Source organism: Delftia sp. DLF01, assembly GCF_014852125.1.
Lineage (GTDB): Bacteria > Pseudomonadota > Gammaproteobacteria > Burkholderiales > Burkholderiaceae_C > Comamonas > Comamonas acidovorans.
Map to the genome: position 1 here is coordinate 505797 of NZ_JACVAZ010000001.1, position 17788 is coordinate 523584.

General features: G+C 66.5%; 17 protein-coding genes. 11 read left to right on the forward strand and 6 right to left on the reverse strand.

What is annotated here, in order from left to right; all coding sequences use genetic code 11:
- Window positions 1–53: 53 nt before the first annotated feature.
- Window positions 54–1352 (forward strand): sensor histidine kinase, encoded by a 1299-nt coding sequence (locus IB269_RS02275; RefSeq protein WP_043819164.1) that lies wholly within the window; start codon window positions 54–56, stop codon window positions 1350–1352.
- A gap of 94 nt (window positions 1353–1446) precedes the next feature.
- On the opposite strand, the gene bfr is transcribed toward IB269_RS02275, so the two are convergent.
- On the reverse strand, window positions 1447–1923 hold the full coding sequence (gene bfr, locus IB269_RS02280; RefSeq protein WP_012206872.1) for a bacterioferritin: 477 nt from the start codon (window positions 1921–1923) through the stop codon (window positions 1447–1449).
- A 368-nt stretch (window positions 1924–2291) separates the two neighbouring features.
- Between bfr and ahpC the strand changes: the two genes are divergently transcribed.
- Window positions 2292–2855: an alkyl hydroperoxide reductase subunit C gene (ahpC, locus tag IB269_RS02285; protein ID WP_012206871.1), complete on the forward strand. Its 564-nt coding sequence runs from the start codon at window positions 2292–2294 to the stop codon at window positions 2853–2855.
- A gap of 103 nt (window positions 2856–2958) precedes the next feature.
- Window positions 2959–4515 (forward strand): alkyl hydroperoxide reductase subunit F, encoded by a 1557-nt coding sequence (gene ahpF, locus IB269_RS02290; RefSeq protein ID WP_012206870.1) that lies wholly within the window; start codon window positions 2959–2961, stop codon window positions 4513–4515.
- Here ahpF and IB269_RS02295 read toward each other — a convergent pair whose 3' ends face one another.
- Entirely contained in the window at window positions 4516–4662 is a 147-nt protein-coding gene (locus tag IB269_RS02295) for a hypothetical protein (RefSeq protein WP_192366328.1), read from the reverse strand.
- Window positions 4663–4916: 254 nt separating this feature from the next.
- Here IB269_RS02295 and IB269_RS02300 point away from each other — a divergent pair, with 254 nt between their 5' ends.
- The 3 genes from IB269_RS02300 (at window position 4917) to IB269_RS02310 (ending at window position 8764) form a co-directional block, all read left to right on the forward strand.
- Complete coding sequence (locus IB269_RS02300) at window positions 4917–7196, forward strand: TonB-dependent hemoglobin/transferrin/lactoferrin family receptor (protein WP_192366329.1); 2280 nt, start codon at window positions 4917–4919, stop codon at window positions 7194–7196.
- Window positions 7197–7262: 66 nt separating this feature from the next.
- Window positions 7263–7643 carry a hypothetical protein gene (locus tag IB269_RS02305; RefSeq protein WP_225613945.1) on the forward strand — a complete coding sequence of 127 codons (381 nt, stop codon included), beginning with the start codon at window positions 7263–7265 and terminating at the stop codon, window positions 7641–7643.
- Window positions 7640–8764: a hemin-degrading factor gene (locus IB269_RS02310; protein WP_192366331.1), complete on the forward strand. Its 1125-nt coding sequence runs from the start codon at window positions 7640–7642 to the stop codon at window positions 8762–8764. The genes IB269_RS02305 and IB269_RS02310 overlap by 4 nt, the downstream gene beginning before the upstream one ends.
- Window positions 8765–8812: 48 nt before the next feature.
- Here IB269_RS02310 and IB269_RS02315 read toward each other — a convergent pair whose 3' ends face one another.
- Window positions 8813–9097, reverse strand: a complete 285-nt coding sequence (locus IB269_RS02315; RefSeq protein WP_192366332.1) for a DUF2798 domain-containing protein — start codon at window positions 9095–9097, stop codon at window positions 8813–8815.
- A gap of 143 nt (window positions 9098–9240) precedes the next feature.
- Here IB269_RS02315 and IB269_RS02320 point away from each other — a divergent pair, with 143 nt between their 5' ends.
- The gene (locus IB269_RS02320; RefSeq protein WP_043819159.1) at window positions 9241–10185 is read left to right on the forward strand and encodes a LysR family transcriptional regulator; all 945 of its coding nucleotides are present in this window, start codon (window positions 9241–9243) and stop codon (window positions 10183–10185) included.
- A 15-nt stretch (window positions 10186–10200) separates the two neighbouring features.
- Here the strand turns inward: IB269_RS02320 and IB269_RS02325 are convergent, their stop codons facing one another.
- A complete protein-coding gene (locus IB269_RS02325) occupies window positions 10201–11022 on the reverse strand; it encodes a pyruvate, water dikinase regulatory protein (protein ID WP_012206864.1) in 822 nt (273 codons plus the stop codon).
- Between the two features lie 209 nt (window positions 11023–11231).
- On the opposite strand from IB269_RS02325, the gene ppsA reads away from it, so the two are divergent.
- The 4 genes from ppsA (at window position 11232) to IB269_RS02345 (ending at window position 16815) form a co-directional block, all read left to right on the forward strand.
- Window positions 11232–13622 (forward strand): phosphoenolpyruvate synthase, encoded by a 2391-nt coding sequence (gene ppsA / locus IB269_RS02330; protein ID WP_012206863.1) that lies wholly within the window; start codon window positions 11232–11234, stop codon window positions 13620–13622.
- Window positions 13623–13639: 17 nt separating this feature from the next.
- Window positions 13640–14020, forward strand: a complete 381-nt coding sequence (locus IB269_RS02335) for a DUF4212 domain-containing protein (protein WP_012206862.1) — start codon at window positions 13640–13642, stop codon at window positions 14018–14020.
- On the forward strand, window positions 14013–16103 hold the full coding sequence (locus IB269_RS02340) for a VC_2705 family sodium/solute symporter (protein WP_034396370.1): 2091 nt from the start codon (window positions 14013–14015) through the stop codon (window positions 16101–16103). Before IB269_RS02335 ends, IB269_RS02340 begins: the two co-directional genes overlap by 8 nt.
- 187 nt (window positions 16104–16290) lie before the next feature.
- A complete protein-coding gene (locus tag IB269_RS02345) occupies window positions 16291–16815 on the forward strand; it encodes a hypothetical protein (RefSeq protein WP_012206860.1) in 525 nt (174 codons plus the stop codon).
- 107 nt (window positions 16816–16922) lie between these two features.
- Here the strand turns inward: IB269_RS02345 and IB269_RS02350 are convergent, their stop codons facing one another.
- Window positions 16923–17276, reverse strand: coding sequence for an FKBP-type peptidyl-prolyl cis-trans isomerase (locus IB269_RS02350; RefSeq protein ID WP_012206859.1), 354 nt, complete (start codon window positions 17274–17276; stop codon window positions 16923–16925).
- A 108-nt stretch (window positions 17277–17384) separates the two neighbouring features.
- Complete coding sequence (locus IB269_RS02355; protein ID WP_012206858.1) at window positions 17385–17690, reverse strand: winged helix-turn-helix transcriptional regulator; 306 nt, start codon at window positions 17688–17690, stop codon at window positions 17385–17387.
- Between the last annotated feature and the right edge of the window lie 98 nt (window positions 17691–17788).

Below are 17788 nucleotides of genomic sequence, written 5' to 3' on the forward strand. Positions count from 1 at the left end.
CCTTGGCGCAACGCATTTTTTCCCTCTCTACAGACCGCCACGGATGCCGATCCATGACAAGCCAAGGAAATGAACTCTGCATACTGGCAGACGCCCTCGCGGCGCAGCGCGAAGGACTCTTGCAGACATGGCGCAAGGCCGTCAGGCGGGACCCGGCACTGACCGCCGGCGAGGCGCTTCCCCGCACCCAGTTGAACGATCACATTCCGGCCGTGCTGGCCGCGTTCGAGCAGCAATTGCGAGCCCTCGGCGGTGCCCCGGCAGGCGCTGCCGAGCCGCCGGGCGATGGCGAGCAGGCCGCCGCCCACGGCCTGCACCGCTGGCAACAGGGCTATGACCTGCATGAAGTCGTGCGCGAGCTGGGCCTGCTCAACGAAGTCATGGTGGCGCAACTCGAGGCCTATGCCGAGGAGCATCCCGATGCGCATGGCGCCATGCCCGTTGCGCGCAAGGCCTGGGCCGCCACCTACACGCGCGACGTGCAGGACAGCAGCACCCAGTATTTCCGCCTGCAGCAGCAGGAGGCCGAGGGCCATGTCCGGGACCTGGAAGCGGCGCTGCATGACGTGAGCACGCTGGACCTGCAGCGCTCGCAACTGTGGGAGCAGGTCGCGCATGACCTGCGCAGCAACGTCGGCGTGGTGGCCAATGTGACGCATGGCCTGGGCATGCAGCATGCGCCGGCGCAGTCGCGCGAGAAACTCCTGCGCATGCTGGACCGCAACGTCCAGTCGCTGCGCCATCTGCTGGATGACGTGACGGAACTGGCCAAGCTGCACGCCGGGCGCGAGCATCGCCAGCTGACCTCCTTTGACGCAGCCGAGGTGATCACCCATCTGTGCGAGGGACTGCAGGCCCTGGCCAACGATCGCGGCCTGTACCTGCACCTGCAGGGGCCGGGGACGATGCCGGTGGAAGGCGATGCCTTGAAACTGCGCCGCATCGCGCAGAACCTGATACTCAACGCGCTCAAGTACACCCAGGAGGGCGGTGTCACGGTGAAGTGGGCTCTGGGCGATGGGGAGGACCGGCGCCGCTGGATGCTCTCCATCGGGGACACGGGCCCTGGCATGGCGCCTGCGGCGCCTTTGGTTGCCGCCCTCAAACAGGCCACGGACATGGACCCTTCGGGCCACCTGGGAACGGCGGCGTCCGGGGAGGTCCGCACCGGGGGCGCGCCGCAGCAAGGCGGTGCGGCGGCCAGCTACCGCAGCGGCGCAGGCGAGGGGATCGGCCTGTCCATCGTCAAGCGGCTGGCGGAATTGCTGGACGCCACGATCGAGGTGCAGTCGGCCGCGCAGACCGGCACGACCTTTCTTCTGTTGTTTCCGCTGCGATACGCTGACGAGTGACCGATAGCCGGGCCAGAAGATGAAAAAACGGGCACACAGGCCCGTCGTTTCGAGTGGGGGGTGCGGCCTGTGCCGCCGCCCCTTAGTCCGATGCTCAGGACTCTTCGTCCATCTGCGACTGCAGGTAGTTCTGGATGCCGACCTTGTCGATCAGGTCCAGCTGGGTTTCGAGGTAGTCGATGTGCTCCTCGGTATCGTCCAGGATCTTTTGCAGCAGGTCGCGCGAGACATAGTCGCGCACGCTTTCGCAGTGGGCGATGCCGTCCTTGATGGTCTGCTGCGCGGTTTTCTCGCTGCTCAGGTCGCAAGCCAGGGCTTCGGGCACGTCCTCGCCGACTTGCAGCTTGCCCAGGTCCTGCAGGTTGGGCAGGCCGTCGAGCACGAAGATGCGGTCCATGAGCCAGTCGGCGTGCTTCATCTCGCCGATGGACTCCTTGTATTCCTTCTTGGCCAGCCTGTCGAAGCCCCAGTGCTTGTACATGCGGTAGTGCAGGAAGTACTGGTTGATGGCCGTCAGCTCGTTCTTGAGCTGGGCTTGCAGCCAGGTGATGACTTGTGCGTCGCCTTGCATGGGGAACTCCTTTGTTGTACGTGGGGGACCGCGCCGATCGCCGGCCGCTATAGGGGTGGATTGTCTAGGGTTTCTGCGTCAGATCAAGCAAACCCCTGTTATCGCGCATTGGCTGCTTATGAGGCGCGTTCTCGTTTGCGGGCCGGCTGCCGACGCGGCTGCGGGGTTGCTGCATTGCCTTGTCATATTTCGGCCCAAAATAGCCTCTTCAGGCCGGTGGCAGGCTGGTCAAGCCCGCAGGCCTGGAGACCAAGGATGTTCACATAGTTTTTGGCAATCGGATGAATTCAATCAATTCATTGGATCAATCGATTGCCTGGGCCTAGACTTCGTCCTGTGTTCACTCACCAACCACAAAGGAAACAGCAATGTCCGTGATCAACACCCAAATCAAGCCCTTCAAGACGCAGGCCTTCAAGAATGGCAAGTTCATCGAAGTGACCGAAAAGGACGTCCTGGGCAAGTGGGCCGTGTTCTTCTTCTACCCCGCTGACTTCACCTTCGTGTGCCCCACCGAACTGGGCGACGTGGCCGACCACTACGACGAACTGCAAAAGCTGGGCGTGGAAGTCTTCTCCGTGTCCACCGACACCCACTTCGTGCACAAGGCATGGCACGACACGTCGGACACCATCCGCAAGATCAAGTACACGATGCTGGGCGACCCCACCTGGGAAATCAGCAACAACTTCGAAGTCCTGCGTCCCGGCCAGGGCCTGGCTGACCGCGGCACCTTCATCGTCGATCCCGATGGCGTGATCCAGGCCGTGGAAATCACCGCCGAAGGCATTGGCCGCAACGCCGTCGATCTGCTGCGCAAGGTCAAAGCGGCCCAGTACGTCCGCAACCACCCCGGTGAAGTCTGCCCCGCCAAGTGGGAAGAAGGCGACAAGACCCTGGCTCCTTCGCTCGACCTGGTCGGCAAGATCTAAGCGGTACACCGCTTCCTGTTCACAGTTGAACTGTTGAAGACGCCCGGGTGCCTGGCGCCCGGGCTTTTTTTTCCGAAAATTCGTATTTCCCTAGGAGTCCGACATGCTTGACAACAACCTGAAAGCCCAATTGCAGGCCTACCTGGAGCGCCTGCAGCGTCCGGTGGAGCTGGTGGCTTCGCTGGATGACAGCCAGGGTGCGCGCGAGCTGAAGGAACTGCTGCTGGAAATCCGCGAGCTGAGCGACAAGATCACCGTCGTCGAGCACAACGACGCCGAGGTGCGCAAGCCCTCGTTCCTGATCACCAATCCCGGCGTGGACAGCGGCGTGCGTTTCGCAGGCGTCCCCCTGGGCCATGAATTCACCTCGCTGGTGCTGGCCCTGCTGCAGGTCGGCGGCCATCCGTCCAAGGAATCGGCCGAGCTGCTGGAGCAGGTGCGCAATATCGACGTGCCGCTGCACTTCGAGACCTATTACTCGCTGTCCTGCCACAACTGTCCCGACGTGGTGCAGGCGCTGAACCTGATGTCCGTGCTCAACCCCAAGATCAGCCATACCGCCATCGACGGCGGGCTGTTCCAGAAGGAAGTCGAGCAGCGCGAAGTCATGGGCGTGCCCACCGTCTTTGTGAACGGCGAGCGCTTCGGCCAGGGCCGCATGGAGCTGGCCGAGATCGTGGCCAAGGTCGATACCGGCGCCGCTTCGCGTGAAGCGGCCAAGATTTCCGCCAAGGATGCCTTCGACGTGCTGATCGTCGGCGGCGGCCCGGCCGGCGCCGCTGCTGCCATCTATGCGGCACGCAAGGGCATCCGCACCGGCATCGCCGCCGAGCGCTTCGGTGGCCAGGTGCTGGACACCGTGGACATCGAGAACTTCATCTCGGTCTCCAAGACCGAAGGCCCGCAACTGGCCGCCGCCATGGAGCGCCATGTGCGCGACTACGAGGTGGACATCATGAACCTGCAGACGGCGTCCAAACTGATTCCGGCCGCCACGGAAGGCGGGCTGATCGAGGTGCAGACCGCCTCGGGCGCCAGCCTCAAGGCCAAGACCGTCATCCTCTCGACCGGCGCGCGCTGGCGCAACATGAACGTGCCGGGCGAGGACAAGTACCGCACCAAGGGCGTGACCTACTGCCCGCACTGCGACGGTCCCTTGTTCAAGGGCAAGAATGTGGCCGTCATCGGCGGCGGCAACTCGGGCGTGGAAGCGGCCATCGACCTGGCCGGCATCGTGCGCAGCGTGACGCTGCTGGAGTTCGCCAGCGAGCTCAAGGCCGACGCCGTGCTGCAAAAGAAGCTGCGCAGCCTGCCCAACGTCACGGTCATCCTCAACGCCCAGACCACCGAGGTCAACGGCGATGGCAAGAAGGTCACCGGCCTGACCTACAAGGACCGCACGACGGAAGAGGTCAAGACCGTGGCGCTGGAAGGCATCTTCGTGCAGATCGGCCTGCTGCCCAACACCGACTGGCTCAAGGGCACGGTGGAGCTGACACGCTTCGGCGAGATCGTGATCGACGCCAAGGGCCACACCAGCGTGCCCGGCGTGTTCGGCGCAGGCGACTGCACCAACGTGCCGTACAAGCAGATCATCATTGCTGCCGGTGCCGGCTCCACGGCTGCGCTGTCGGCCTTCGATCACCTGATCCGCCACTGATCAGCCATTGACCAGTTGCTGCTCCGCCATGGTGCGGAGCAAGCCGGAGAAAGGGCCCGGATGCCATGGCATCCGGGCCCTTTTTTCATCGCCCTGCCAGGGGCAAAACACCTGGCGCAGCAAGGGGAGGGTGGGGCTGTTTTTCATGCCCGCGTCTTCAGGCGCGGGCCTTGTCGCTGTGGGTGTCGCACAGATAGCTGCCTGGCGGCACGCGGCGCCAGCAGGGTTTGTTCCGGGGACCATGCGCCAGATCAAACCAATAAATGAGAACTATTCGCATATAATTTTTCTTCATCCAGCCAGCACATGACGCGCCAACGGCTGGCGGGCCACCCGCCAGCCGCTGCAAGCAGAAGCCAGCTCTCGCACATCCATGTTGATCAGAGAGAGAGGGCTTCGCAATGGCTTACGACTTCGCAATGCAATCAAGCGCCCGGCGGGCGCGCCATCCCCTGGCCGCCGCCTGCGCGCTGCTGTGCGCCTCCGCTGCCCTGGCCCAGGATCCGGGGCAGGCCGCCGCAAACGTTGCAAATGCCGGGGATGCCGACACGCAATTGCTGGCGCAGGCCGCGTCCGGGGTACGGACCCGTGCCCCGGCCCTCAAGGAGATGGTGATCAGCGCCTCGCGCGAGGTGCAGGACCCTGACACCCTGCCCATGAGCATCGACGTGATCGACGCCGGCCGCATGGAACGCGAGCAGGCCAGCGACATCCGCGAGATGGTCAACCTCCTGCCCAATGTCGAGGTGCCGCGTGCCCCGGCCCGCTTCTCGCTGGCGACCTCTCCGGCCGGGCGCGATCAGAACAGCGGTTTCAACATCCGTGGCCTGGACGGCAACCGCGTGCTCATGCTGGTCGATGGCGTGCGCCTGCCGCGCAGCTACAGCTTCAGCGCCAACAGCTTCGGCCGCGACTACCTGGACCTGGGCCTGGTGCAGCGCGTGGAAATCCTGCGCGGCTCCACGCCCGCGCTGTATGGATCGGACGGCATGGGCGGCCTGGTCAACTTCGTGACCGTGCAGCCGGACGATCTGCTGGGCAAGGACAAGCGCATCGCCGGCCGCGTGGCTGCCGGCTATGACGGCTCGGACAACGGCCGCAAGCTGGGCGCCACCGTGGCGGGCCGTGCCAGCCCCGAATGGGCATGGCTGCTGTCGGCGGGCCTGGGCCGCTCGCACGCGCTGGAGAACATGGGCACGAACAACGTGACGGGCGCGGCGCGCACCACGCCCAATCCCGAGAAAGACCGCAGCGAATCGCTGATGGGGCGCCTGGTCTTCACGCCCAGCGCCGTGCAAAAGCATGTCTTCACCTTCGAGAACGTGGACAAGCGCGCCGACTACGCCCTGCTGTCCGCGCGTTCGGCCACCGTGGCCAATTCCGACTCGCGTACCGACATGAAGCGCTGGCGGGCCAGCTGGCAGGGCCAGTGGCAGCAACTGGGCACGGCGCTGGCCGACGAACTGCAGCTGATGGCCAGCTACCAGAAGTCCGACGCGCGCGAATTCGTCACCGAGACGCGCATCGGCCTGCCCTACCGCGAGCGCGACGTGACCTATGACGAGGACGCGATCCAGCTGCACGCCCAGGCCAGCCGCCTGCTGCGCTGGAGTTCTTCGGCCAGCGGCAAGTTCACCTACGGGCTGGACTACCTCCGCAACAAGGTGGTCAACGCGCAAAACGGCATCACGCCGCCCGTGGGCGAGAGCTTTCCGCTCAAGCGCTTCCCCGACACCACCGAAAGCGCCACCGCCCTGTTCGCCCAGGCCGAACTGCACAACGGCCCCTGGAGCGTGACCCCGGGCCTGCGCGCCGAGCACTACAGCATCAAGCCCCGGCAGAACGGCTTTGTGCCCACCGTGGTCAGCAACTCCGACTCCGCGCTCTCGCCCAAGCTGGGCGTGATGCTGCAGGCCAGCCCGGCCTGGTCCGTCTATGGCAACTATGCGGCGGGCTTCCGGGCGCCCAATGCCGGCCAGATCAACGCCTTCTTCGAGAACCCGGTGGCGTTCTACCGGAACATTCCCAACCCCAATCTGCGGCCCGAAAAGAGCCAGACCTTCGAGCTGGGCCTGCGCGGGCGCATGGACAGGCTGCGCCTGGACGCCGCCGTGTTCACGGGGCGCTACAAGGACTTCATCGTCGACCAGCAACTGGTTGCGGGCCAGCCCGGCAACGCGGCCAACCCCGCCATCTACCAGTCCATCAACGTGGGCCGTGCCCGCATCAGCGGCTTCGAACTCAAGGCCGACTACGACTGGGGCCGCTGGGCCGGCGGCGACTGGCAGACGCGCCTGGCCTACGGCTATACCGACGGCAAGGACACGCAGTCCGACAAGCCGCTGGACACCATCTCGCCCCAGCAACTGGTGCTGGGCGTGCGCTATGAGCGCTCTGCCGTGGGCGTGCAGTTCAACGTCTCGCACTGGAGTGGCAAGAAGGCCGGCGACGTGTCCAACGGCAACGCCGCCTGGCTCAGCCCCTCGGCCACCGTCGCCGACCTGAGCGCCCAGTGGCGCATACGCCCCGACCTGCGCCTGAACGCCGGCATCTACAACCTGACCGACAAGAAGTACTGGCGCTGGGCCGATGTGCGCGGCCTGGCTGCCAGCACGGCGATTGCCGACGCCTACAGCCAGCCCGGCCGCCATGTGCGGGTGTCGATGGTCAAGGATTTCTGAAGCATGCGCCTGTGGCGCGGGCGCATGCATGTGCAACGCTGCCAACTGAAACGCAAGGAGAACCCCATGCATCCATCCAAGAGTGAGAGCCTTGCCCAGGACGAGGAATACCTGCTGCCCGAGAACGAGGCCGCGCTGGCTGCCACGCTGGCCCTGATGACCGGCTTCGGCCACGGCTGCTGCGATACCCATAGGCCGGCCATGGCCGCCCGGGTGGCCGAGCAGCTCGAAAACCTGGCCTGCGCGGGCGGCTTGTCCCATGACATGCGCGCCCTGCTGGGGCGGCTGCAGCAACGCTGGCAGGCAGTGGCCGATGCGGGCGCGCCGTCGCGCTCGCACCGCGCCGTGCCCGATGCCGGAGTGTCCCTGCCTGGAGCCCATGCAGCCCATGCAGCCCAGCCGGTGCCCCATGCGCTCTGGCACGCACCGCTGGACACCCTGCAATGAGCAGCGCCGTCCACGATGCCGAGGAGGGCGGGCTCCTGATTCCCGTCGATGCTCCCGCAGTCCGCCAGCGCTTTGCGCGGGCGCGCCAGGGTGGCCTGCGCGCCAAGGAGGCAGCCGATTCCCTGGGCCTGCCGGAAGGCGCCGCCATTGCCGCGCATGCGGGCCAGCATGAGGGCAGCCTCCAGGCCGTGCCGCTGCGCGCCGAATGGCTGGCCATCCTGAAGGGTTTGCAGGACTGCGGCCCCGTGATGGCGCTGACGCGCAATGAGTCCACGGTCCACGAAAAGACCGGGGTCTACCAGAAGCTTTCGGCCAACGGCGGCGTGGGCCTTGCCCTGGGCCGCGACATCGACCTGCGAATGTTCTTTGCCCAATGGCATGCCGGCTATGCCGTGACCGAGCAGCCTGCCCATGCCGGCAGGCCGGCCATGCGCAGCCTGCAGTTCTTCAATGCGCAGGGCCGTGCCGTGCACAAGGTCCATGCGCGCGAGTCCACCGACCTGCAGGCGTGGGAGGCGCTGGTGCAGCGTTTCGCCGAGCCCAGCGCTGGTTACCTGTTCCGCCATGCCCGCCCGCGTGCGCTGCCGCAGGCCGACGAGGCCATCGACGTGCCCGGCCTGAGCACTGCCTGGGCCGCCATGCAGGACACGCATGAATTCTTCGATCTGCTGCGCCGGTTTGGCGCCGAGCGCCAGCAGGCCTTCCGCCTGGTGCCCGGCCACTGCGCGCGGCTGGCGCCCGAGTCCGTGGCCCAGTTGCTGGGCGATGCGGCCATGGACGGCCTGCCCATCATGGTCTTCGTGGACAGCGGAGGTTGCATACAGATCCACACCGGCCCCGTGCACAACATCCAGCCCATGGACACGCCCGGCGGCGCGCAATGGATCAATGTGATGGACCCGAATTTCAACCTGCATCTGCGCTGCGACCTGATCGCCAGCGTCTGGGCCGTGCAAAAGCCCACGGCCGATGGCGTGGTCACCTCGGTCGAGGCCTTCGATGCCCGGGGCGACCTGATGGCCATGTTCTTTGGCGAGCGCAAGCCGGGCCGGGCCGAGCTGCCGGGCTGGCGCGAACTGGTGGCGGGCCTGCCGCGCCTGGCAGCGCAGGCGCTTGCCTGAGCGCACCCAGGCCCTGAAAACAAAGATCCGGCCCTGCGACGGGCCGCGTCAGAGATGCACGGTGGCGGCCACCAGCTTGCCCACCAGCGGACGCACCACCATCACGCAGACAAAGGCCACGGGCATGGCCAGCACATAGGCCTGTATCACGCGCCGCAGGTAGTCGGCGCCCAGGCCGCTGTTGGCGCCGACGATGGCGCAGCACATCAGAAACGCCATGATGGCCGACATGTAGAAGGCAAAGACGATGGGTGCGAAGCGGCGGTGCAGCTTGCGGCTGCGGGGGGCTGCAGGGGAAATGGAGGCAGAGGTGGATGCGGAGGTAGGAGGCATGGACACGGTCCGGTCAGGCCGCTTGTCGATTCGGCGCGGCAAGTGCAGGACTGTAGGCAAGGCCCGTGCTGCCGTGTAGAGGGCTGCAGCTTGGTGCACTCGTAAGCTATATTGATGAATTGATTTTTCATCCATAGTTTTTTGTGCCTAATCTGCGTTCCATCGAGACCTTCGTCAAAGCCCTGGAAGGCGGCTCCATTGCCTCGGCTGCGCGCCAGCTGGGCATTTCTCCGGCGGCGGCCAGCCAGAACATCGCCCGGCTGGAGCGCGAGCTGGGCACGCGGCTGATCACGCGCACCACGCGATCCATGGCGTTGACCGAGGCGGGCGAGCGCTATCTGGCGCGCGTGGGCCCCGTGCTGCAGGAGCTGGAAAAAGCGCAGTCCGACCTGTCCCAGCTGCACGGCGAGTTGCAGGGCCGGCTGCGCATCGCCTGCATGGCAGCCTTTGGCCGCCATGTGCTGGCGCCGCTGCTGCCGGCCTTTGCCGCGCAGCATCCCCGGCTGGAGCTGGAGTTACTGGTGGTGGACCGGCAGGTGGATGTGCTCAAGGAAGACGTGGACATCAGTGTGCGTTACCGCGATGTGCTGGAGCCCGGCATGGCCGTGCGCCAGCTGGCGGCCGTGCCGCGCGTGCTGTGTGCATCACCGGCCTATCTGCAGGCCCATGGCAGGCCACGGACGGCCCAGGATCTGCTGGACCATGCCTGCCTGCTGTACCGGCGCGAGGCCGATGGCCGCTTCATGCGCTGGCCGTTTTCACGCGACGGCAAGCGCGTGGACCCGCAGCTGCGCGTGACCGCCATCGCCAGCGATGTCGATGCACTCACCGAGATGGCCGTGGCCGGTGGCGGCATCGTCTGGATCGGCAGCTTCATTGCCCACCGCTACATGCGCGAAGGACTGCTTCAGCCGCTGGCCCTGGGCCCGGCGCGCAAGGGGCAGCTGCATTTCGAGGACACCACGCTGGATTTCTTCGCCTGCTTTCGCGACCGCCAGTACGTGCCGACCAAGGTGCGTGCCCTGGTGGACTACCTGGTCGAGACGCTGCCGCAGCAGCCCATGCTGCGCTGGAACGTCCCGGCCTGAGCAGCGCAGGGGCGGCTAGTGCCCCAGGTGCTGGGGCAGCACCTCCTGCAGGATGGTGGTGGCGATTTCCTCGATGGACTTGGTCGTGCTCGACAGCCACGGTATGCCGCTGCGGCGCATCATGGATTCGGCCTCGGCCACCTCGTAGCGGCAATTGACGAGGCTGGCGTACTTGGAGTCGGGCCGGCGTTCGTTGCGGATGCTGGACAGGCGCTGCGGATCGATGGTCAGGCCGAACAGCTTCTTGCGCGAGGGAACCAGGGCGGGCGGCAGCTGCTTGCGCTCGAAATCCTCGGGGATCAGCGGGTAGTTGGCCACCTTGAGGCCGAACTGCATGGCCAGGTACAGGCTGGTGGGGGTCTTGCCGCTGCGCGACACACCGACCAGGATCACGTCGGCGCCCGTCAGGTCCTGGTGGGTCTGGCCGTCGTCATGGGCCAGCGTGTAGTTGATGGCCTCCATGCGCTCCAGGTATTCCTTGCTCTCGCTGATGTCGGCGAAGCGGCCCACGCGGTGCAGCGATTTCTGGCCCAGCTCCAGCTCCAGCGGCCGCACGAAGGTGCCGAACATGTCGAACACCTTGCCCTTGCACTGGCTCTCGATCAGGTCGAGCATGTCCTGGTTGACCAGGGTGGTGAAGACGATGGGCTTGTGGCTTTCCGACTCGGCCACATGGTTGATCTGGCGCACGGCCTGGTGCACCTTGTCCATGGTGTCCACGAAGGGGATGCGGACCAGGCGCGACTTGGTGTCGAACTGGGCCATGATGGCCGTGCCGAAGGTCTCGGCTGTAATGCCAGTGCCATCGGAGATGACGAAGATGGTGTGGGTGTGCATGGTGGTCGGACTCTGGACAGGGGGGCTGCCGTCGGTTCACGGCAAACGCCTACAATGGCGCCCATTATTCCCAATTTCCCATCCATGCTCGCTGCCGGCCTCCAACCAGAACAGCAAAGCCTCGCGCATGCCTGCGTGGATGGATCGACCGTGCCCGGCTTTGGCAGCCGGGGCGGCGCACGACGGTTTTCAACTTCTGGAGCTTTCCCATGTCTCAACTGTTCGAGGCCACCGCCCTCGTCGTTCCGTTTGAACAACTGAGGATGACCGATGTCGAGTCCGTAGGCGGCAAGAACGCCTCGCTCGGCGAAATGATCTCGCAGCTGCCGCAGGGCGTGCGCGTTCCCACGGGCTTTGCCACCACGGCCCACGCCTTCCGCCAGTTCCTGGCCCACGACGGCCTGGCCGACAAGATCAGTGCCAAGCTGGCCGCCCTGGACGTGGAAGACGTCCGCGCCCTGGCCCAGGTCGGTGCCGAAATCCGTGCCCTGGTCGAGAACCAGCCCTTCCCGGCCGATCTGGAGCAGGCCATCCGCGAGGAATTCGTGCGCCTGCAGGGCGGCAACGAGGCAGCCTCGTTCGCCGTGCGCTCCTCGGCCACGGCCGAAGACCTGCCCGACGCTTCGTTCGCCGGCCAGCAGGAAACCTTCCTGAACGTGGTGGGCATCGAGTCGGTGCTGCACAAGATGAAGGAAGTGTTCGCCTCGCTGTACAACGACCGCGCCATCTCCTACCGCGTGCACAAGGGCTTTGCCCACGACGTGGTGGCCCTGTCGGCCGGCGTGCAGCGCATGGTGCGCTCCGACCTGGGCGCGGCCGGCGTGATGTTCACCATCGACACCGAATCGGGCTTCGAGGAAGTCGTCTTCATCACCTCCAGCTACGGCCTGGGCGAGACCGTGGTGCAGGGCGCCGTCAATCCTGACGAGTTCTATGTGCACAAGCCCATGCTCAAGGCCGGCAAGAAGGCCCTGATCCGCCGCAACCTGGGCTCCAAGCTGATCCAGATGGTCTTTGCCTCGCCCGAGGAAAAGGCCGCCAGCGGCAAGCTGGTCAAGACCACCGACGTCGCCCATGAGCTGCGCAACCGCTACTCGCTGTCCGACGAGGACGTGCAGCAGCTGGCCCACTATGCCCTGGTCATCGAGCAGCACTATGGCCGCCCCATGGACATCGAGTGGGGCAAGGACGGCACGGACGGCCAGCTCTACATCCTGCAGGCCCGCCCCGAGACCGTGAAGAGCCAGGCCAAGGGCCAGGCCGAACAGCGCTACGCCCTCAAGGGCACGGGCAATGTGCTGGCCGAAGGCCGCGCCATTGGCCAGAAGATCGGCACGGGCCCCGTGCGCCTGGTCAATGACATCGCCAACATGGACCAGGTCCAGCCCGGCGACGTGCTGGTGACCGACATGACCGATCCCAACTGGGAGCCGGTGATGAAGCGCGCCTCGGCCATCGTCACCAACCGTGGCGGCCGTACCTGCCACGCGGCCATCATCGCGCGCGAACTGGGCATTCCGGCCGTGGTCGGCTGCGGCAATGCCACCGACCTGCTCAAGGACGGCACCCTGGTCACCGTCAGCTGCGCCGAAGGCGATACCGGCAAGATCTACGACGGCCTGATCGAGACCGAGATCACCGAAGTGCAGCGTGGCGAGATGCCCGCCATCAAGACCAAGATCATGATGAACGTGGGCAACCCCCAGCTGGCCTTCGACTTCGCCCAGCTGCCCAACGAGGGCGTGGGCCTGGCCCGCCTGGAGTTCATCATCAACAACAACATCGGCGTGCACCCCAAGGCCATCCTGGACTACCCCGCCGTCGATGCCGACCTCAAGAAGGCCGTCGAGTCCGTGGCCCGCGGCCATGCCTCGCCGCGTGCCTTCTATGTGGACAAGGTTGCCGAAGGCGTGGCCACGATTGCCGCCGCCTTCTGGCCCAAGCCCGTCATCGTGCGCATGTCGGACTTCAAGTCCAACGAGTACCGCAAGCTCATCGGCGGCAGCCGCTACGAGCCCGAGGAAGAGAACCCCATGCTGGGCTTCCGTGGCGCCGCGCGCTACATCTCCGAGGACTTCGGCGAGGCCTTCCGCATGGAGTGCGAGGCACTGCGCCGCGTGCGCGAGGACATGGGCCTGACCAACGTGCAGATCATGATTCCCTTCGTGCGCACGCTCAAGCAGGCCGAGCGCGTCACCCAGCTGCTGGCGGCCAACGGCCTCAAGCGCGGCGACAACGAACTCAAGCTCATCATGATGTGCGAGGTGCCCTCCAACGCCATCCTGGCCGACGAGTTCCTCGAGTTCTTCGACGGCTTCTCCATCGGCTCCAACGACCTGACCCAGCTGACGCTGGGCCTGGACCGCGACTCCGGCCTGGAGCTGCTGGCTGCCGACTTCGACGAGCGCGACCCCGCCGTGCGCAAGATGCTGTCGCGCGCCATCAAGGCCTGCCTGGACCAGGGCAAGTACGTGGGCATCTGCGGCCAGGGCCCTTCGGACCACCCGGACTTCGCCCAATGGCTGGCTGACGAAGGCATTGCCTCCATCTCGCTGAATCCCGACAGCGTGGTCGCCACCTGGCAGCGCCTGGCGCAGTAAGGGCTGGCAGCGTCGCCATGCATACGCCGAAAGCGCACTTGCATGACGACGCGGTCGGGGGACCGTCCGAAGGCGAGACCTTCGCCCCCGACCTGCACGACATCCGCCATCTGTGGCTCAAGGCCGTGCTGTTCGCGGTCTGGGTGGCCGTCTCCTTTGGCGCCTGCTACTACGCGCGCGACCTGCAGGCGCTGATGCCGGACTGGCCGCTGGCCTACTGGTTCGCGGCCCAGGGGGCAGTCCTGATGTTCCTGGCCATCGTCATCGTCTATTGTCTGTCCATGGACCATTTCGAGCGCCGCGAGGCCCGGGCCGCTTTTGCGACGGCACCGGCTCCCGCATCCCCATCGGCCGATACGCAACCGTCCGCACCGCCATCGCCTCCCGGCCATGGCTGAGCGAGCACCGCTGACGGCGGCCTCCCACTGGCGGCTGCACCGCATCGTGGCCCTGTACACGCTCGGCGTGCTGGGTTTTCTGGCCCTCATGTTCTGGGCCGAGCAGCAAGGCCTGTCGCGCCACTGGATAGGCCCCATCTTCCTGTTCTTCACCGTCATGGTCTATGCGGCCATCGGCGTGTACCTGCGCACCAGCGACCCCGAGGAGTACTACGTCGCGGGCCGGCGCATTCCGCCCTTCTACAACGGCATGGCGGCTGCGGCGGACTGGGTCAGCGCGGCCTCGTTCATCAGCCTGTCGGGGGCGCTGTACCTGCAGGGCTTTGCCGGCGTGCCGGGCCAGGCCGGCGGACTGGCCTACCTGCTGGGCTGGACGGGCGGCTTTTGCCTGGTCGCCATGCTGATCGCGCCGCACCTGCGGGCGATGAAGCTCTACACCATTCCCGATTTCTTCCAGCAGCGCTACGGCGGGCGCTGGCCGCGCGTGATCGCGGCGCTGGCGGCCGTGATCTGCTCGTTCACCTATGTGGTGGCGCAGATCTACGGCGTGGGGCTGATCGCCTCGCGGCTGACGGGCGTGCAGTTCGAGATCGGCATCATGCTGGGCCTGGGCGGCGTGCTGCTGTGCTCCTTCCTGGGCGGCATGCGCGCCATCACCTGGACCCAGGTCGCGCAGTACGTGGTGATCCTGCTGGCCTTTCTGATCCCCGTGTCCTGGCTGGCCTATCGGCAGATGGGCAATCCCGTGGCGCCGCTGGCCTATACGGCCCAGCTCAGCCAGATTGCGGAGATGGAGCAGCGCCTGCTGGACTCGCCGGCCGAGCAGGAGGTGATCGCCGCCTACCGCCTGCGCGCCGAGGTGCTGGAGGACAAGCTCAAGGACGTGCCGCGCGTTCTGGCCGCCGAGCGCCAGGCGCTGGCCGAGCGCATACGCGATCTGCGCACGCGCAGCGGCGATATCGGCGCCATCATGGCCGCCAGCCGCGAACTGGCCGCCATGCCGCGCGACGAAGCGGCCGCGCGCGCGCTGTGGACACGCCAGCTGCAGGAAATGCGCGAGCGCGAGAAGCCGCTGGGCGGCATTCCGCTGCACAGCCTGCCATTCGCCGGCAACCCCGACGGATCCCCCCAGGAGCAGCAGATCTACGAGGACAGCCGGCGCAACTTCCTGGCGCTGATGTTCTGCCTCATGGCCGGCACGGCCGGCCTGCCGCACCTGCTCACGCGCTACTACACGGCGCCCTCGGTCTCGGGGGCGCGGGCCTCGGTGGGCTGGACGCTGTTCTTCATCGGCGTGCTGTACATGAGCGCGCCGGCCCTGGCCGTGCTGGTCAAGTTCGAGGTCATGAACAACCTCGTGGGCATCCGCTTTGACGAACTGCCCAACTGGATGGCGCAGTGGGCCCGGGTGGATGCCTCCTTGCTGGCCGTGGAGGATGTCAACGGCGACGGCGTGCTGCAGTTCGGCGAAATCCGCATGGGCGCCGACCTCATCATGCTGGCCACGCCCGAGCTGGGCGGCATGCCCTACGTGGTCTCCGGCCTGGTGGCGGCCGGCGGCCTGGCTGCGGCGCTGTCCACGGCCGATGGACTGCTGCTGACCATCAGCAACGCGCTGGTGCGCGACCTGTACTTTCGCGAGCGCCGCCGCCGCGCCTCGCCCGAGCAGCGCGTGATCCTGTCCAAGTTCGCGCTGCTGGTGATGGCGCTGTCGGCCGCCTTCGTGGCCTCGCGCCGTTCCTCGGACATCCTGCCCATGGTCACGGCATCGTTCTCGCTGGCGGCCTCGGCCTTCGTGCCGGCCATGGTACTGGGCATCTTCTGGCGTGGCACCACGCGCCGGGGCGCCGTGGCCGGCATGCTGGCCGGGCTGGGCGTCACGCTGTACTACATGGTCTCGCATGTGCCGGCACTGCAGCCCGTGCTGCCCGAAGCGCTGCACGCGCGCCTGTGGTGGGGCATACAGCCGATTTCGTCGGGCGTCTTCGGCGTGCCGGCCGGCCTGCTGGTGACCTGGCTGGTCAGCTGCCTGGACCCGCGCCGCCGGGCACCGGCGCGTTCCGTGCCCGCAAAAGCGTCCTGACGGGCAGAGGCCGCCGGGCGGGAGGATAGCCATTTTCTGCCCCGTTTTTGCGCTTTTGGCAGATCTGGATCATTGCCGGCCCCACTGAAGCCCGTGCGTGCTGGAAAACCCGCTTTTGGGAGCCGGAGGCTCATGACACGCTGCGAGCCGTGTCCGATCCGATCCCTTGCAGAGAATCCCGTCCGCCATGCATTTTGTGAAAACGTCCGCCGGCCAACAGGCATTCAAGGAACGCCATGCCGATCTCTCGCCCCGGTTGCGCTCGGCCTTTTTGCTGTTTGACGGGCAACGCAGCCTGGCGCAGGTGCTGCAGGCCGTCGCCGGCATGGGCGTGACGCAGGACGAGATCCTGGCGCTGGTGGAGCGCGAATGGCTGGCACCGCGCGACGCGGCCGAGCCCCGGCTGGGCGTGGTGGCCGTTGCAGTGCCTTCGGTCCCTGCCGCGCCTGCTGCAGCGGCTTCGTCCACGGATTCGGCTGGCGATGCCCCCGCGCAGTCCGAGCCTTCGCTGGCCGTGCGCTATCGCAACGCCTATCCGCTGGCCGTGGCCATCACGGCCAACCTGGGCCTGAAGGGGTTCCGGCTCAACCTTGCCGTGGAAGCGGCCATGGGCTACGACCAGCTGGTGGCGCTGGCGCCGCGGCTGCGCGAGGCGGCCAGTCCTGCCAGCTACCTGCCGCTGCACGAGGCGCTGTTCGGCAAGGCACCTTGAATGAGGAATGGCCCGCACGCGTCCCGAGAGGGTTTGGGGCGGACCGTCCATGAAAAAGGGCAAGGCGCCTTCGCGCCTTGCCCTTGCATGAATCCGTGGGTGCAGGCTCAGACGGCCAGCAGCTCCACGTCGAACTTCAGCGTGGCGTTGGGGGGGATCACGCCGCCGGCGCCGCGGGCGCCATAGCCCAGCTCGGCCGGGATGATCAGGGTGCGCTGGCCGCCCACCTTCATGCCTTGCACGCCTTCGTCCCAGCCCTTGATCACCATGCCGCCGCCCAGGGGGAAGACGAAGGGATCGTTGCGGTCCTTGCTGGAGTCGAACTTGGCGCCCTGCACGCCGTTGTTGTAGAGCCAGCCCGTGTAGTGCACGGTCACGCTGCGGCCGCGCTGGGCTTCGGCGCCGTCGCCCACGACGGTGTCTTCATACTGCAGGCCGGATGCGGTGGTGGTGAAAGCCATGGTGGTATTCCTTGAGAGAGAAACGGTAGGGGAAAGGAGACGACCCGGCGGGCCGGTGGCCCTGCGCGGGAAGAGGCCGTGGCGCCTGGTGCCGCGCCCGGCCTGACATCACTTCTTGGCGCGCGCGGCCACCCAGCGGTTGGCAAAGGCCTGCACATCGGACAGGCGCTTGAGCAGGTCCTGGCCGGCCAGCGTCACGGTGTAGCCGTCGGAGCCATGCTCCAGCAGCCCGCACTCGCGCAGCTCCTTGATGCGGGTGTTCAGCGTGTTGGGCGTGATGCCGCCCACGCTGTCTTGCAGCAGTCGAAAGGTCTGAGGATGGCCGTCCCGCAGCGCCCACAGCACGCGCAACGCGTAGCGGCATTCGAGTTTCTCGAACAGCTGGTTGATGGCGGCGTTTTCCTTGGAGCTCATGACGCTTCTCCTTGCGCAATGGTGTGGGTGAGCCGGCGGGTGCGTCCGGGTGGGACGCGCGCCGAGCCAAGTCCCGGGGAACTATAGCTCTGGATCCA

Excerpts from the sequence above, each read along its gene's own strand:
- IB269_RS02350 (WP_012206859.1), bottom strand. The coding sequence starts at position 17,276 with ATGGCTTTCACCACCACCGCATCCGGCCTGCAGTATGAAGACACCGTC.
- IB269_RS02305 (WP_225613945.1), top strand. The coding sequence starts at position 7,263 with ATGCATCCATCCAAGAGTGAGAGCCTTGCCCAGGACGAGGAATACCTG.
- IB269_RS02275 (WP_043819164.1), top strand. The coding sequence starts at position 54 with ATGACAAGCCAAGGAAATGAACTCTGCATACTGGCAGACGCCCTCGCG.
- IB269_RS02300 (WP_192366329.1), top strand. The coding sequence starts at position 4,917 with ATGGCTTACGACTTCGCAATGCAATCAAGCGCCCGGCGGGCGCGCCAT.
- IB269_RS02310 (WP_192366331.1), top strand. The coding sequence starts at position 7,640 with ATGAGCAGCGCCGTCCACGATGCCGAGGAGGGCGGGCTCCTGATTCCC.
- ppsA (WP_012206863.1), top strand. The coding sequence starts at position 11,232 with ATGTCTCAACTGTTCGAGGCCACCGCCCTCGTCGTTCCGTTTGAACAA.
- IB269_RS02335 (WP_012206862.1), top strand. The coding sequence starts at position 13,640 with ATGCATACGCCGAAAGCGCACTTGCATGACGACGCGGTCGGGGGACCG.
- IB269_RS02355 (WP_012206858.1), bottom strand. The coding sequence starts at position 17,690 with ATGAGCTCCAAGGAAAACGCCGCCATCAACCAGCTGTTCGAGAAACTC.
- IB269_RS02325 (WP_012206864.1), bottom strand. The coding sequence starts at position 11,022 with ATGCACACCCACACCATCTTCGTCATCTCCGATGGCACTGGCATTACA.
- bfr (WP_012206872.1), bottom strand. The coding sequence starts at position 1,923 with ATGCAAGGCGACGCACAAGTCATCACCTGGCTGCAAGCCCAGCTCAAG.
- IB269_RS02345 (WP_012206860.1), top strand. The coding sequence starts at position 16,291 with ATGCATTTTGTGAAAACGTCCGCCGGCCAACAGGCATTCAAGGAACGC.
- IB269_RS02315 (WP_192366332.1), bottom strand. The coding sequence starts at position 9,097 with ATGCCTCCTACCTCCGCATCCACCTCTGCCTCCATTTCCCCTGCAGCC.
- IB269_RS02295 (WP_192366328.1), bottom strand. The coding sequence starts at position 4,662 with ATGAAAAACAGCCCCACCCTCCCCTTGCTGCGCCAGGTGTTTTGCCCC.
- ahpC (WP_012206871.1), top strand. The coding sequence starts at position 2,292 with ATGTCCGTGATCAACACCCAAATCAAGCCCTTCAAGACGCAGGCCTTC.
- ahpF (WP_012206870.1), top strand. The coding sequence starts at position 2,959 with ATGCTTGACAACAACCTGAAAGCCCAATTGCAGGCCTACCTGGAGCGC.
- IB269_RS02340 (WP_034396370.1), top strand. The coding sequence starts at position 14,013 with ATGGCTGAGCGAGCACCGCTGACGGCGGCCTCCCACTGGCGGCTGCAC.